At 74.2% G+C, this 15,461-nt stretch carries 7 protein-coding genes; 4 read left to right on the top strand and 3 right to left on the bottom strand.

Features of this window, described 5'->3' with window-relative positions; genetic code table 11:
• Nucleotides 1-89: 89 nt before the first annotated feature.
• Nucleotides 90-3,668, top strand: coding sequence for a BTAD domain-containing putative transcriptional regulator (locus O7627_RS22480; protein ID WP_278095476.1), 3,579 nt, complete (start codon nt 90-92; stop codon nt 3,666-3,668).
• Between the two features lie 31 nt (nt 3,669-3,699).
• Here O7627_RS22480 and O7627_RS22475 read toward each other — a convergent pair whose 3' ends face one another.
• Nucleotides 3,700-4,479, bottom strand: coding sequence for a GNAT family N-acetyltransferase (locus tag O7627_RS22475; protein WP_278095475.1), 780 nt, complete (start codon nt 4,477-4,479; stop codon nt 3,700-3,702).
• Nucleotides 4,480-4,743: 264 nt separating this feature from the next.
• On the opposite strand from O7627_RS22475, the gene O7627_RS22470 reads away from it, so the two are divergent.
• Together O7627_RS22470 and O7627_RS22465 are read left to right on the top strand one after the other, a co-directional pair.
• The gene (locus tag O7627_RS22470; RefSeq protein WP_278098378.1) at nt 4,744-9,513 is read left to right on the top strand and encodes a glutamate synthase-related protein; all 4,770 of its coding nucleotides are present in this window, start codon (nt 4,744-4,746) and stop codon (nt 9,511-9,513) included.
• Complete coding sequence (locus O7627_RS22465; protein WP_278095474.1) at nt 9,506-10,984, top strand: glutamate synthase subunit beta; 1,479 nt, start codon at nt 9,506-9,508, stop codon at nt 10,982-10,984. The genes O7627_RS22470 and O7627_RS22465 overlap by 8 nt, the downstream gene beginning before the upstream one ends.
• A 63-nt stretch (nt 10,985-11,047) precedes the next feature.
• Here the strand turns inward: O7627_RS22465 and O7627_RS22460 are convergent, their stop codons facing one another.
• Both O7627_RS22460 and O7627_RS22455 read right to left on the bottom strand, forming a co-directional pair.
• Nucleotides 11,048-12,019, bottom strand: coding sequence for a hypothetical protein (locus O7627_RS22460; protein ID WP_278095473.1), 972 nt, complete (start codon nt 12,017-12,019; stop codon nt 11,048-11,050).
• 127 nt (nt 12,020-12,146) lie between these two features.
• On the bottom strand, nt 12,147-12,623 hold the full coding sequence (locus tag O7627_RS22455) for an OsmC family protein (RefSeq protein ID WP_278095472.1): 477 nt from the start codon (nt 12,621-12,623) through the stop codon (nt 12,147-12,149).
• Between the two features lie 147 nt (nt 12,624-12,770).
• Between O7627_RS22455 and O7627_RS22450 the strand changes: the two genes are divergently transcribed.
• Nucleotides 12,771-15,461 carry an FtsK/SpoIIIE domain-containing protein gene (locus O7627_RS22450; RefSeq protein ID WP_278095471.1) on the top strand — a complete coding sequence of 897 codons (2,691 nt, stop codon included), beginning with the start codon at nt 12,771-12,773 and terminating at the stop codon, nt 15,459-15,461.

Genomic DNA, 15,461 nt, shown 5'->3' with positions numbered 1-15,461 from the left:
GCGGCGCAGCGGGCATCGCCCACTTCGCAGCGTAACCGGCACCGACGGGTGATGACCGTCCGGTCGGCTCGGTCGCAGACTGGTGGGGAGTGAAGGCGAGGCTCCAGGTGCGGCGCAGTGTGCCCGAACGGCGGGGGACGGGAACGACCGAGGACGGCCGGTCCCGCTTCCAGGTGCGGCTGCTCGGCCCGGTCGAGCTGACCGGTCCGAACGGCCCGGTGGTGTTGCCCGGCGCGGCCCGACCGTTGCTCGGTCTCCTCGCCCTGCGTCCCGGTGAGCCGGTGACGGTCGCCGAACTGCTCGACGCGCTCCACCCCGACCAGCCGTTCACCGCGCCGGCCGACGCTGGCGCGCCGGTCGGTCTGGGCCGGGCCGCTGAGGTGTTGGCCGTCGCCCTGGCCGATGCCGGGCGTCCCGACGCGCTGCGGGTCCGACCCGGCGGCTATCTGCTGGACGTCCCGGCCGACGAGGTCGACGCCGGCTCGTTCGGCGCGCTCGCCGACCGCGCCCGGCGGCGGGCGGCGGCCGGCGACCCGGGCGGGGCACTGCCCTGTTACGCCGAGGCGCTGGCCTGTTGGCGGGCGCCGATGGGCGGCGGACCGCTCACCGGGCACCGGCTGCGGCCCACCGGCTGGGCGGCGGCCGCGGCGGCCCGGCTCGCTCAGATGCGGGTCGCGGTGACCGAGGAACGCTGGGACGCCGCGCTGCGACTGGCCGCCGCCGCCGCGCTGGCCGCCGGCGGATCGGTGGCCGACGCGGCGACCGTCGCGGCCGGCGAGGAGGCGGTCCGGCTGGCCGGCGTCGCCGAGGAGGAGCTGGCGACCGCCGTCACCGCGCATCCCCTGCGGGCCCGGCTCTGGGAACTGCTGCTGGTGGCCACCTTCATCGGGCGTGGCCGCCGCGCGGCGATCGATGTCGGCCGGCGGGCCGGTGTGGTGTTCCAGGAACAACTCGGGGTCGAGCCGGCCACTCGGCTGGCCGAGCTGATCACCGCGGCCGAGCTGGGTGATCCCGGCCAGGAATGGCTTGTCGCCGGCACGCCCGTCGACCAGCCGGGCGGGCCGCCCCCGACCCGGTCCACGCCAACCGGGCCTACGGCAACCGGACCCGCTCCGACCGGACTCGCTCCGTCCGGACCTGCCCTGACCGGACCCGCTCCGACCGGACCTGCCCTGACCGGACTCACTCCGACCGGACCTGCTCCGACCGGGCTCGGGCCGGCCGGGTCTGCTTCCACGGGGCTCGTTCCGATCGGGTGCGCTCCGACCGGGTCCGATCTGACTGCTGCGGGCGCCCTGGAGCCGGCCGGCGGTGCCGTGGCCGCTCCGGTGACGGCGGTGCCGGGCTCGGCCGGCCCGGCCGGTGCGGCCCGGCCACCCGATCCGCTGACACCGCTGCTCGGCCGGGACGAGTTGCGCACCGTCGTCGCCGAACGGCTCGCCGAGCACCGGCTGGTCACCCTGGTCGGTCCGGGCGGAGCGGGCAAGACCCGACTCGCGTTGGCGGTGGCCGCCGGCCGTCCGGAGTGCCGATTCGTCGACCTCAGCGTGGTGGAGAGTCCGGTCCGGGTGCCGGAGGCGGTCGCCGCCGCGCTCGGTCTGCCGGCTCCGTCGGCCGACACCGACGCCGTCGGGCTGCTCATCGACCGGCTCGCCACCGCCACCGTCCTGCTGGTACTGGACAACTGCGAGCACGTCGTGGCCGGCTGCGCGGAGCTGGCCACCCGGCTGCTGGACCGCTGCCCGGGGCTGCGGGTGCTGGCGACCAGCCGGACCCCGCTCCGGCTGTCGGCCGAACTGACCGTGGCGGTGCCGCCGCTGGCCGGACCGCCGGCCGGGTCGGGGCACACCATCGCGAGCCTCGCGGCCCATCCGGCCAGTCGACTCTTCCTCGACCGGGCGCGGGCGTGCTCGGGACGGCCGGTGCCGGAGGAGAGCGCGGACGCGGTGGCCCGGCTCTGCGTGGAGCTGGACGGGCTGCCGCTCGCGATCGAGCTGGCGGCCGCGCGTACCCCGATGCTGGACGTCCGGGAGATCCTGGCCCGGCTCGGCACCGACCAGCGGCTGCTGCGCAGCTCCGACCCGACCGCGCCGGACCGGCACCGGACCCTCGCGGCGGCGATCGATTCCAGTGTCGAGCAGCTCGACCCCGAGGCGCGCACGCTGCTGGAACGGCTCGCCGTCTGGAGCGGCGGGTTCCCGGCCGAGGCGGCCACCGCGATCTGCGGCCCGGCCGGCCCGGCGGCCCTGGCGGCCCTGGTGGACGCCTCACTTGTCGAGCCCATACCCACCGCCGCGGCCGGTCCTGATCCGGCGAGTCCCGATCCGGCCGGCCCTGATCCGGCCGGTCCCGCCCCGGTCAGCCCCGGACCTGCCGCTGCAGATCTGATGGCCGCCGACGAGTCCCGGTACCGCCGGTTCCGGATGTTGATGCCGATCCGGCGGCACGCGGCGCACCTGCTGACCTACAGCGGCGCGGAGTTCGCGGCCCGACAGGCGCTCGCGGCGTACTGTCTTGCCCTGGCCGAGCGGGCGGACGCCCGGCTGCGCGGCCCGGAGCAGCAGCCGTGGCTGCGTCGGCTGCGGGCGGAGGCGGTGAACCTGCGCTCCGCGCTGGCCTGGCTGGCGGAGGCCGGCGCGGCCGGCGAGCCGTACGGCGACCTGCGGCTGGCCGCCGCCCTGGCGATGTACCACCGGTTGGACGGCCGCTACGGCGAAGGGCTCGACTGGCTGGCCAAGGCGCTGCACCGCCACCCCGGCGCGCCCGCGCCGCTGCGCGCCCGGGCCGGCGTCGGCGCGGCCATGCTGGCCATGCTGCGGTGTGACTACCCGGCGGCGGCGGAGCACGCCGAGGCGGCCCGGGCCGCCTGCCGCGCGACCGGGGACCGCCGGGGCGAGGCGCGGGTGGAGCTGATCCTCGGCTCGGCGGAGCGGGAACGGGCCAACTACGCGAAGTCGAGCGCACACCTGGCCAGCGCGGCGGCGATCTTCGCCGAGCAGGGCGACGAGTGGGGCGAGGCGCAGACCGTCCAACTACGCGGCTTCACCGCCTGGATCTCCGGCGACCTGGACCGGGCCGATTCCCGGCTCCGGTCCGGCCTGCACCGCTGTGAACGGCTCGGCGATCCGGAGGCGGTCGCGTCGGCCCTGATGAACCTCGGCGCGGTGGCGCTCTACCGGGGCGACATCGACCGGGCCTCGTCCCTGCTCGACGCCGCGCTGCACCGGTACGCGGCGCTCGGCTTCCCGGAGGGGGTCGGCTGGGCGCACAACCTGCGCGGCGTGGTCGAGCTGCGGGCCGGCCGGACCGACCGGGCCGGTCGGCATCTGGCGCTGAGCCTGGCCGCACACCGCGAGGTCGGCGACCGGTGGCGGATGGCGAGCGTGCTGGAGGCGCTGGCCGAGGTCGCCCGCCTCGGCGGCGAGCCGGTTCGGGGAGCCAGGCTGCTCGGTGCCGCCGCCCGGATCCGGGCCGAGATCGGCGCGCCGGTGCCGGCCTGCGAGCGACCGGACACCGCGGCCACCGAGCGGGCCCTGCGCGCCCGGCTGAACGCCGACGACCCGGAAGGCTTCCGGGCCGCCCACCGGTACGGCTGGGAGGCGCCGCTGGACGTGCTGGTCGACGGCGGCTCGGCGTACCACGACGGAGTCCTGGCGCCGGTCCCCTGACCGAACAGCGGAGTCAGCCTGGACAGCGCGGTCAGGCCGGCACGGCGGCGGGTTCGCCGATGCAGGCCGTTCCCAGCCGGCGGAAGCCGACCCGCAGGTAGACCCGCGCGATGTCCTCGCTGCCGGCGGAGAGGAAGACCAGGTCGGTGCCGAGGTCGAGCATCCGGCGGGTCAGGGCCGCGGTGAGGGCCGCCCCGACGCCCCGGCGGCGGACGCTCGGCAGCGTGGCCACGCCGGTGATTTCCGCGACATCATCGACCCGCATCGCGGTGCCGCAGGCCACCGCCCCGATGCCGGGCAGCTCGGCGAGCGCGGAGACCTGCCGGCCGCCGACCGCCCGGGCGCGCTCCTCGGCGAGGACGTCCGGCGCCAGTTCGATGGTGGTGGCGTCGCGTTCGGCCGGGCCGGCCGCGCCGGGTTCGGTGCCGGGGGTGCCGAACCCGACCGTGGCCAGCGCGCGACGGACCGCGAGGTCCGCGGGATACCGCGGGTCGTCGGGGTCCAGGACCCGCACCGGTACGTCGGCGAAGCGCTCCGGTGGCGCCAGTTCCGCGACGTCCAGCACCATCAGCGGCGCCTCCAGGACCGCCAGGCCGGCGGAGCGGGCGACGGCGAGCAGGTCGGGGTGCCGCTCGTGCATCCACTCGAACGCCTCGGGTACACCGAGGTCGCGCTGACGTTGCCGGACTGCGGTAATGTCGGCCGCAGAAGGCGGCTCGGTGGCGTCCGGCCGGGGGCGGGCGTAGAAGGGCCAGCCGGCACCGTCCCGGACAAATAGCACAAGACCGCCGAACTCCTCCGTGTGGGACATGTCACGGGGCAGGGCGTCGTAAAAGCGTTCTAACCGGTCAAAGAGCTGCTGTTGCACGGGAGCCACCGGGGGAGAGTACACGTCCCACCGAGTGGGGTGTGATCAATCCGCACTGGTCGAGCGGGGCCGGCCCTAACGTAGACTCGTAGGACTCAGCAGGGCCGACGTCGTCCCGACCGATTGACTGAAACGTGAGTGACGACAGGAGGCCCGGTGGTTCTTCCGTACCGTCAGGAGCCGAACCTCTCTCCGACCGCCCAGGGTCTGCCGATCGCGCAGAGTGACCCGACCGCGCCAGGTCTGCCGACCGCGCAGGGACTCTACGACCCGGCCTTCGAGCGGGACGCCTGCGGGGTCGCCTTCGTCGCGGACCTCAACGGCCGGCGGTCCCACGACGTGGTGGGCAAGGGCCTGTCGGCGCTGTGCCGCCTCGACCACCGGGGTGCCCGGGGCGCCGAGCCGAACACCGGTGACGGCGCCGGCATCATGCTGCAGGTGCCGGACGGCTTCCTGCGCGAGGTGGTCGACTTCCCGCTGCCGCCCGCCGGGCAGTACGCCACCGGCCTGGTCTTCCTCCCGGTCGACGAGCCCGACGAGGCGCAGGCCCGCCGGGTCATCGAGAAGTACGCGCTGGTCGAGGGCGCCGAGGTGCTCGGCTGGCGGGACGTGCCGGTGGTCCCGGACGACCTGGGGGAGACGGCGCTCGCCGCCCGCCCCCGGATCCAGCAGATCTTCATCGCCGCGCGTCGGCTGACCGACTCGCCCGCCGGCCCGGCCGGCTCCCCGCTCACCGGCCTCGACCTGGACCGGGTGGCGTTCTGCGTCCGCAAGCAGGCCGAGCGGGAGAGCGCCGAACGCGGGGTGCCCGCGTACTTCCCGTCGCTGTCGGCGCGAACCATGGTCTACAAGGGGATGCTCACCCCGGACCAGTTGCCGAGCTACTTCCCGGACCTGACCGACCCGCGGGTGACGAGCGCCATCGCGCTGGTGCACTCCCGCTTCTCGACGAACACCTTCCCGTCCTGGCCGCTGGCGCACCCGTACCGGTTCATCGCCCACAACGGCGAGATCAACACGATCCGGGGCAACAAGAACTGGATGAACGCGCGGGAGGCCCTGCTGTCGAGTCCGGCGATCCCGGGCAACATCAAGCGGCTCTTCCCGGTCTGCACCCCGGGCGCCTCCGACTCGGCGAACTTCGACGAGGTGCTTGAGCTGCTGCACCTGGCCGGCCGGAGCCTGCCGCACGCGGTGCTGATGATGATCCCGGAGGCGTGGGAGAACGACTCGGACATGGAGCCCGCGGAGCGGGCCTTCTACCGGTTCCACGCCAGCCTGATGGAGCCGTGGGACGGGCCGGCCTCGGTCGCCTTCACCGACGGTTCGCTGGTCGGCGCGGTGCTCGACCGCAACGGCCTGCGGCCGGGCCGGTGGTGGCGGACCAGCGACGGGTTGGTGGTGCTGGGCAGCGAGGCCGGCGTGCTGGACCTCGACCCGGCCACGGTGGTCGCCAAGGGCCGGCTGCAGCCGGGTCGGATGTTCCTGGTCGACACGGTGGCCGGCCGGATCGTCTCCGACGACGAGATCAAGGCCGAGTTGGCCGCCGAGCGGCCGTACGACGACTGGCTGCACGCCGGGCTGATCGACCTGGCCGACCTGCCGGCCCGGGAGCACACGGTCTACACCCACGACTCGGTGCTGCGCCGCCAGCAGACCTTCGGCTACACCGAGGAGGAGCTGAAGATCCTGCTGGCGCCGATGGCCCGCACCGGCGCCGAGCCGATCGGGTCGATGGGCACCGACACCCCGATCTCGCCGCTGTCCACCCGGCCGCGGCTGCTCTACGACTACTTCCACCAGCTCTTCGCCCAGGTCACCAACCCGCCGCTGGACGCGATCCGGGAGGAGCTGGTCACCAGCCTGCAGTCGACCATCGGGCCGGAGGCCAACCTGCTCGATCCCGGCCCGGCGAGCTGCCGGCAGATCGTGCTGCCGTACCCGATCATCGACAACGACGAGCTGGCCAAGATCCTCTCGATCGACGAGGACGGCGACCTGCCCGGCTTCAAGGCGGTCCGGGTCTCCGGGCTCTACCGGCTGCGCGACGGCGCCGCCGGCATCCGGGCCCGGCTGACCGAGATCTGCCGGCACGTCTCCGAGGCGATCGAGGACGGCGTACGGATTCTGGTGCTGTCGGACCGGGACTCCACCGTCGACCTGGCGCCGATTCCCTCCCTGCTGCTCACCGCCGCCGTGCACCAGCACCTGGTCCGCGAGCAGACCCGCACCCAGGCGGCGCTGATCGTCGAGTCCGGCGACTGCCGGGAGGTGCACCACGCCGCGGTCCTGATCGGCTACGGCGCGGCGGCGGTCAACCCGTACCTCGCCTTCGAGTCGGTGGAGGACCTGATCGCCACCGGCGCGCTCACCGGCGTGGCGCCGCAGACGGCGATCCGCAACTACGTCAAGGCGCTCGGCAAGGGCGTCTTGAAGATCATGTCCAAGATGGGCATCTCCACGGTCTCGTCGTACTGCGGGGCGCAGGTCTTCGAGGCGGTCGGCCTGGACGACCGGCTGGTGCAGCGCTACTTTGCCGGCACCCCGGGCCGGATCGGCGGCGTCGGCCTGGCCGGCATCCACGGCGAGATCGCCGCCCGGCACGCCCGGGCGTTCCCCCGCTCGCTTACCGGCGTCCCGCCGGCGGGTGCCGCGACGGCCGGCACCGCGCAGCCGGCCGCCGGGCCGGCCGGCGACGGCGAGCTGCGCCGGCTGGCCGTCGGCGGCGAGTACCAGTGGCGCCGCGAGGGTGAACTGCACCTGTTCAACCCGGAGACGGTCTTCCTGCTCCAGCACGCCACCCGCAGCCGGCAGTACGACATCTTCCGCGAGTACACCGCGAAGGTGGACGAACTGGCCGCCCGCACGGGTTCGCTGCGCGGGCTGTTCACGCTGCTGACCGGCGAGCGGGAGCCGGTGCCGCTGGACGAGGTCGAACCGGCCAGCGAGATCGTCAAGCGGTTCGCCACCGGCGCCATGTCATACGGTTCGATCTCCGCCGAGGCGCACGAGACCCTCGCCGTGGCGATGAACCGCCTCGGCGGCAAGTCCAACACCGGCGAGGGCGGCGAGGACGTCGACCGGCTGCACGACCCGGCGCGCCGCTCCGCGGTCAAGCAGATCGCCAGCGGCCGGTTCGGGGTGACCAGCGAATACCTCGTGAACGCCGACGACCTGCAGATCAAGATGGCGCAGGGGGCTAAGCCCGGCGAGGGCGGCCAGCTGCCCGGCAACAAGGTCTGGCCCTGGATCGCCCGGACCCGGCACGCCACCCCCGGGGTGGGGCTGATCTCCCCGCCGCCGCACCACGACATCTACTCCATCGAGGACCTGGCCCAGCTCGTCCACGACCTCAAGTGCGTGAACCCGGCCGCCCGGGTGCACGTCAAGCTGGTCAGCGAGATCGGGGTGGGCACGGTCGCGGCCGGGGTGGCCAAGCTCAAGGCCGACGTGATCCTGATCTCCGGGCACGACGGTGGTACCGGCGCCTCCCCGCTCAACTCGCTCAAGCACGCCGGCACCCCGTGGGAGCTGGGCCTGGCCGAGGCGCAGCAGACGCTGCTGCTCAACAAGCTCCGCGACCGGGTCACCGTGCAGGTCGACGGCCAGCTCAAGACCGGCCGGGACGTGCTGGTCGCGGCGCTGCTCGGCGCCGAGGAGTTCGGCTTCGCCACCGCGCCGCTGATCGTCGCCGGCTGCGTGATGATGCGGGTCTGCCACCTGGACACCTGCCCGGTCGGCATCGCCACCCAGAACCCGGTGCTGCGCGAGCGGTACACCGGCCGGCCGGAGTTCGTGGAGAACTTCTTCCTCTTCCTCGCCGAGGAGGTCCGCGGCTACCTGGCCGAGCTGGGCTTCCGGACGCTCGAGGAGGCGATCGGCCGGGCCGAGCTGCTCGACTTCGAGCCGGCGCTGGAGCACTGGAAGGCGCACGGGCTGGACCTCACTCCCGTACTGCACGTGCCGGACCTGCCGCCCGACGCCGCGCGGCGCGGGGTGCGCGCCCAGGACCACGGCCTGGCCAAGGCCCTGGACAACGAGCTGATCCGGCTCGCCGAACCGGCGCTGCGCGACGGCACCCCGGTGCGGGCGGCCACCGCGGTACGCAACGAGCACCGCAGCGTGGGCGCGATGCTCGGCGGCGAGGTGACCCGCCGGTTCGGCGGCGAAGGGCTGCCCACCGACACCATCGACCTGACTCTGACCGGCACCGCCGGCCAGTCGTTCGGGGCGTTCCTGCCGCGCGGGGTGACGCTGCGGATGATCGGTGACGCCAACGACTACGTCGGCAAGGGGCTCTCCGGCGGCCGGATCGTGATCCGGCCGGACCACGCGGCGCCGTTCGTCGGGGCGGCGGCCAGCCGCCCGGACGGCACCGGCGGGGCCGAGGAGCAGATCATCGCCGGCAACACCATCCTGTACGGCGCCACCGGCGGGGAACTGTTCCTGCGCGGCCGGGTCGGGGAGCGGTTCGCGGTGCGCAACTCCGGCGCGGTGACCGTCGTCGAGGGCGTCGGCGACCACGGCTGCGAGTACATGACCGGCGGCACGGTGGTGGTGCTCGGCCCGACCGGCCGGAACCTCGCCGCCGGGATGTCCGGCGGCACCGCGTTCGTCTGGCGGCTGGACCGCCGCAAGGTCAACCCGGAACTGGTGGACCTCGCGCCGCTCGCCGACGACGAGCGGGTCACCCTGCACAACCTGGTGCAGCGGCACTTCGCCGAGACCGACTCGGCGATCGCCGAGGAGCTGCTCAAGCGCTGGCCGGAGGCGGTCGAGGAGTTCACCGCCGTGGTCCCGCGGGACTACCGCCGGGTGTTGGAGATCATGAAGGCCGCCGAAGCCGCCGGCCGGGACGTCGACGAGGCGGTGATGTCCGCGCTGGCCGCCCCGACGGCGCCGGCGGCGGCGCCCGCCGCGCCGACCGTGACGGAGCTGCCCGCGCCGCGGGCGTCCCAGGAGGTGGCTCGTGCCTGACCCGAACGGTTTCCTGCGGTACGGCCGGCAGCTGCCCGCCCGCCGCCCGGTGCCGGTCCGGATCAAAGACTGGCGGGAGGTCTACCCTCCCGCCAGCGACCAGCTCATCACCGAGCAGGCGACCCGCTGCATGGACTGCGGCATCCCGTTCTGCCACGACGGCTGCCCGCTGGGCAACCGCATCCCGGACTGGAACGACCTGGTCCGCACCGGCAACTGGGCGGCGGCCATCTCCTCGCTGCACGCCACGAACAACTTCCCCGAGTTCACCGGCCGACTCTGCCCGGCACCCTGCGAGGCGGCCTGCGTACTCGGCATCGGTGGGGTCGACCCGGTCGCCATCAAGCAGGTCGAGGTCGAGATCATCAACCGGGCCTTCGACCTGGACCTGGTGACGCCGCAGCAGGTCGGCGAGCCGACCGGCAAGCGGGTCGCGGTGGTCGGGTCCGGCCCGGCCGGGCTGGCCGCCGCCCAGCAACTGGCCCGCGCCGGGCACGCGGTGACCGTGTACGAACGGGACGACGCGATCGGCGGGCTGCTGCGCTACGGCATCCCGGACTTCAAGCTGGAGAAGGAGCACATCGACCGCCGGATGGCCCAGCTCACCGCCGAGGGCGTCCAGTTCCGCACCGGCGTCAACGTCGGCGTCGACATCACCGCCGAGGCGCTGCGGGCCGAGCACGACGCGGTGCTGCTCGCCTGCGGGGCGCTCGCCGGCCGGGACACCCCGGCCACCCCGGGCCGCCAGCTGCGCGGCGTACACCAGGCGATGGCGCACCTGGTGGCGGCCAACCGAGTGGTTTCCGGGCTGGCGACGAGCACCCCGATCGACGCCGCCGGCAAGCACGTGGTGATCATCGGCGGCGGTGACACCGGCGCCGACTGTCTCGGCGTGGCGCACCGGCAGGGCGCGGCCGGCGTACACCAGCTCGACCTGTACCCGGAGCCGCCGCACAGCCGCGACGCCGACCGCGACCCGTGGCCGACCTGGCCGTGGGTGCTGCGCAACTACCCGGCCCACGAGGAGGGCGGCGAGCGGGTCTTCGCGGTCGCCGTGCAGGAGTTCGTCGACGACGGCACCGGCCAGGTGCGGGCGGTGCGGATCGCCGAGGTGACCGTCGAGAAGGTCGACGGCCGGCGGATCCTGACCCTGGTGCCCGGGTCGGAGCGGGAACTCCCCGCCGACCTGGTGCTGCTCGCGATCGGCTTCGACGGCACCGAGGAGCAGCCGCTGCTCGACCAGCTCGGGGTGACCCGCAACGCGCGCGGCGCGGTGGACTCCCGACCGGACTGGCAGACCGGCACCGACGGCGTCTTCGTCGCCGGCGACATGCACCGGGGGGCCTCGCTCATCGTCTGGGCGATCGCCGAGGGCCGGGCTGCCGCCGCCGCGATCCACACCTACCTCGGCGGCGCCGGCGAACTCCCAGCCCCGGTCAACCCGGCCTCCCGCCCACTGGCGGTCCGCTGACGGGTGGCACCGCCGAGATCTTGGAACCGGAGTGTCGTCCAAGCGGCGCTCCGGTTCCAAGATTCACCGACGCTCGTCCGGGCACCAGCCGGCTGCCAGGAGTGCCTGGCGGACCTGGGCGATCACGTCGGCGGGGCGGTCGCGGACGAGCCAGGCGGGGAAGCGCAGCACCCGGTCGCCGGCGATCCACAGGTCGTTCTGCCGGGCCATGTCGGCCCACTGGGCGCGGACATCCAGGTGGTGGCCGCCGTCGATCTCCACGTGCACCCGCCACCGCTCGTAGTAGACGTCGAGGTAGCGGATCCGGCCGGACGCGTCCCGGCGACGGTGCTGCCGGTTCGGCTCCGGCAGCCCGGCGCGGCGGGCCGCCTGCAGGTACCGCAACTCGGGCAACGACTCCGAACCGCCGCACGCGTCGTCGGCCGTGGCCAGAATCAACGCGCGGCGGCGCAGGGTCGGCAGCCGCGACACCAGCCGGTGGATGTCGTCCCCGCCGACCAACCGCTGCTGGAACCCGGCTGCGATCACCGCCCTGGCCCGGTCGTCGGTTGCCGCCCACGCCGCCGCGTCCACCAGAGACCGGGCGTTCGTGGTGTACGGCGGTAGTCCTCGGGAATTGACGTCCTCCTCGGCGAGCGTGCCGCTGCGGTGCACGACCACCCCGCGCGGTGGTCGAACGGTGCGTAGCTGCGCCGGCCGGACGAGGTGGATGGTCCGTTCCCCGAAGCCCTTCAGCCCACACCGGGCGGCCGCGGTCAGACCGGCGAGCGCGCTGCCCTGACCGCAGGCGAGGACGGCGATCCACAGCCGCTGCTCGGCGCTCACCGGTCCACTGTGGGTGACGTACACGTCGCGGTGCACCCGGCGCCAGCGTCCGGATCTGACCCGGTGGCGCACCGCGGACGCAGTGAGGTGCTGCCGCGCCTGCCGTCCGGCCAGCACCTCATCCTGCCGGAAGAGCAGCCAGGTCAACTCGTCCGCATCGTCGCCGGGAACAGCCCGCTCCGCCCGCTTCCCAGAGGTAAAGAACGCCATGCCGCCCAACCCTGCCCACCCCGCACCCCTCCCACTGCCAATAACCCGCCACAACCGCCTCTCTTTCGCTCCCCCCGAGAGATCTTGGAAGCAGAGTGACGCGACCGCGACCGTCCCGTTCCAAGATTCAGCTTCCTGCGACCTCGATCAGCGGTTCGTGGCGGACGGGGAAGTTGACGGAGGCGGCGATGAAGCAGCGGTTGTGCGCTTCGGGGTGGAGGGCGGTTGCGGTGGCTATCTGGTCGGGGTTTTGCACCGTTATCTGGGGGCGCAGGACTACTTCCGTGAAGTGACCGCCCGGGCCGACCTGCCGCATGGAGCCGTCGGCGTGGTCGACATAGTGGGTCACCGTCACCCCGTTCACGGCGCATAGGTGCAGGTAGGAGAGCATGTGGCACTGGGAGAGGGCGGCCAGCAGCAGGTGCTCGGGGGTCCAGCGGTCGGGGTCGCCCCGGAAGGCGGGGTCGGAGCTGCCGGGGATGACCGGCCGACCCTCGGCGGCCACCTCGTGGGTCCGGTCGTAGTCGCGGTAGCCGCTGGTGCCGGTGCCGCGATTGCCGGTCCAGGTGACCACCGTCCGGTAGTGGTGTACCAGGTTCGTCATCGCACATCTCCATCCGTTTCCCAGCCCTTGTCGACCGCGATCCCGGTCGGCGGTCCCAGCGTATTCGGGGTGGCTGGGATGCCGGGGGCCGGTGGGGTCGGTTAGTGTTCCCGTGACTACGCGGCCGGGACGTGGGTGGGGGGCAGGTTGGGACTCGCAGCCACGTACCGGCGGGCGCTGGCGGCGCACCGGCAGGCGTACGTGCACCTGGCGGCCGCCTCGCGGGAACTGACCAGCCTTGCCGCGCCGGCCGACACCGGCCAGCTCGCCGACGTCGCCGCGCGGCTGCGGCGGATCGGTGACGTGGTGACGGCGGCGCCGGAACCGGCCGGATTCTTCCCCGGCCCGATCCCGGTGCGGGTCGGTTTGGCCGGCACCTCGGAGAGCGCCGCACCCGGCGGGTTGTTCCCGGCGATCGTGCCGCTGACCGGCGGCACCCACCTCGCGATCGACGCCGACGCCCGCGATCCGCGGGTGGCCGCGCTGCTGCGTGGCCTTGTCGTGCGGCTGTTGCTGGCCGCCCCGCCCGGTGCGGTGCGGGTCGCCACGATGGACACCGCCGCGTTGGGCGCGACGTTCGTACCGTTGCGGGCGCTGGTGGAGGCGGGCGTGCTGCAGCCACCGGCCACCAACGACCAGGAGGTGGCGGCGCTGCTGGACGCGGCCGAACGCCACGCCCGCACCACCCAGGACCGGGTTCGTGCCGCCGGGGGCGTACCGGGCGGCCTACCGGGCCGCTTCGCCGGCGGCTCGGCTTCCGGTGGCCCGGCTTCCGGTGGCCCGGCGTTCGGTGGCTCGGGGTCCGGCGACGCTGCTGCCGGTGGCCCGGCGTTCGGCGGTCCGGATGAGCTGCTGCTGGTGGTGGCCGCCTCGGCGCCGCAGGGGCGGGAGCTGAACCGGCTCGCCGCGCTCACCCATGCCGGACCGAGCGCCGGGGTCTGCGTACTGGTGGCGGGTTATCCGCCGCGGGTGGCGGGCCTGACCCCGCCGGAGCTGGGCGGCACCACCCAGATCCGGGTGGAGGGGGACCGGGCGCGGGTCGGCGACCCGCCCGGTCATCTGTTCAGCAGCGACGGCAGCGGACTGGCCGTGCCGGTGCGGCTGGACGGCGACCCGCCCCGGCAGGTCATCGACGAGCTCGCCGACCAGCTCGGCGAGCAGAGCCGGCGCGGTTCCGAACTGGATTTCACCGACCTGCTGCCGGCCCGGCCGTGGACGGAGTCGTCCGCCGCCGGGCTGCGTACCGTGATCGGCCGCGCCGGCCGGGACGCGGTGGCGCTCGCCTTCGACGACAAGACACCGCACTGGCTGGTCGGCGGCCGCACCGGCGCCGGCAAGACGGTCTTCCTGCTCGATGTCCTCTACGGACTGGCGGCCCGCTACTCCCCGGACGAGCTGGCGCTCTACCTGCTCGACTTCAAGGAGGGCATCAGCTTCACCGAGTTCGTGCCGACCGGCCGCGACCCGTCCTGGATCCCGCACGCCCGGGCGGTCGGCATCGAATCCGACCGGGAGTACGGCGTGGCGGTGCTGCGCGAGCTGCGCCGGGAGCTGAACCGGCGGGCGTCGGCGTTCAAGCGGCACGGCGTCACCAAACTGGCCGACCTGCCCCGCGACGACGGCCGGCCGGTACCCCGGGTGGTCGCGGTGATCGACGAGTTCCACGTGCTCTTCGCCGGCAACGACGCGGTCGCCCGGGAGGCGGTGGCGCTGCTGGAGGAGCTGGCCCGCAAGGGCCGCTCGTACGGCATCCACCTGGTGCTGGCCAGCCAGAGCATGTCCGGCATCGAGGCGCTCTACGGCAAGACCGACTCGATCTTCGGTCAGTTCCCGCTGCGGATCGCGCTGGCCGGCGGTAACGGCGTACTCGATCCGCTCAACGACGCGGCCGGCGCCCTGCCGGTCGGGTCGGCCGTGGTCAACCCGGCCGCCGGCATCCGGTCGGCCAACACCGTGGTCCGGTTCCCCGACGCGCACGCCAGCGCCGGGCAGGTCGCGGCGCTGCGGCACGAGCTGTGGCGGGCGCGGGCGGCCGGCTCGCGACCACCCGCGGTCTTCAAGGGGTACGAGTCGGCGCACGTCGAGGACGACCCCACCTTCGCCGGCCTGGCTCCCGGCGGTCGGCGCCCGCTGGCGCTGGTCGGCCGGGTGGTGGACGTGGACCTCACCTCGGCGATGTTCCCGATCGACGCCACCCCCGGCCGGCACCTGGCGGTGGTCGGCACCTCCCCGGTCGGCGCCGACGTGCTGCACGCCGCCGCCGTCAGCCTGGCCCGCCAGCACCGCCCCGGCACCGTCGCGTTCCTGCTCGCCCCGCTGGTGGCCGGCGCCGACCAGGTCGCCGACGAGACCGCCGAGACGCTGGCGGCGGCCGGCCATCCGGTGACCCGGCTGGACGCGCAGACGCTGCGCGACGAGATCCGCAAGCTGGCCGAGCCGGCCGGCCGGCAGTCGACCGACCGGACCTACCTGGTGGTGTTCGGGATGGACGCCGCCAGCGGGGTGCTCGGCATCACCGACGCGAGCTTCCGGTCCGGGCTGGACGACCTGCGCACGATGCTGCGTCAGGGTCCCGCGTACGGGGTGCACCTGCTCGGCTGGTGGCGTGGACTGAGCCGGCTCTCCGACGACATCGGCGGCTCGTTCAAGCGCGACGACGTCGCCTGCCTGGTGGCGTTGAACGTGACCGGCGCCGAACTCGGCTCCTACCTCGGCACCCAGGAGCTGCCGTACGCGCCGCGCGCGAACCGGGCGCTGCTGATCGACCGGCACGACCAGCGGACCCGGCTGATCGTCCCGTTCGTACGCCCCGGCCACGAGTTCGACGAGGGGCTCTGA

The sequence above is a fragment of the Solwaraspora sp. WMMD1047 genome (assembly GCF_029626155.1).
Classification (GTDB): domain Bacteria; phylum Actinomycetota; class Actinomycetes; order Mycobacteriales; family Micromonosporaceae; genus WMMD1047.
Note: the sequence above shows the minus strand (reverse complement) of the source record. Positions and strands in the feature narration are given on the sequence as shown.

Bases quoted from the DNA above. Each gene is read 5' to 3' on its own strand.
- O7627_RS22475 (WP_278095475.1), bottom strand. From the start codon at position 4,479: ATGTCCCACACGGAGGAGTTCGGCGGTCTTGTGCTATTTGTCCGGGAC.
- O7627_RS22460 (WP_278095473.1), bottom strand. From the start codon at position 12,019: ATGGCGTTCTTTACCTCTGGGAAGCGGGCGGAGCGGGCTGTTCCCGGC.
- O7627_RS22455 (WP_278095472.1), bottom strand. From the start codon at position 12,623: ATGACGAACCTGGTACACCACTACCGGACGGTGGTCACCTGGACCGGC.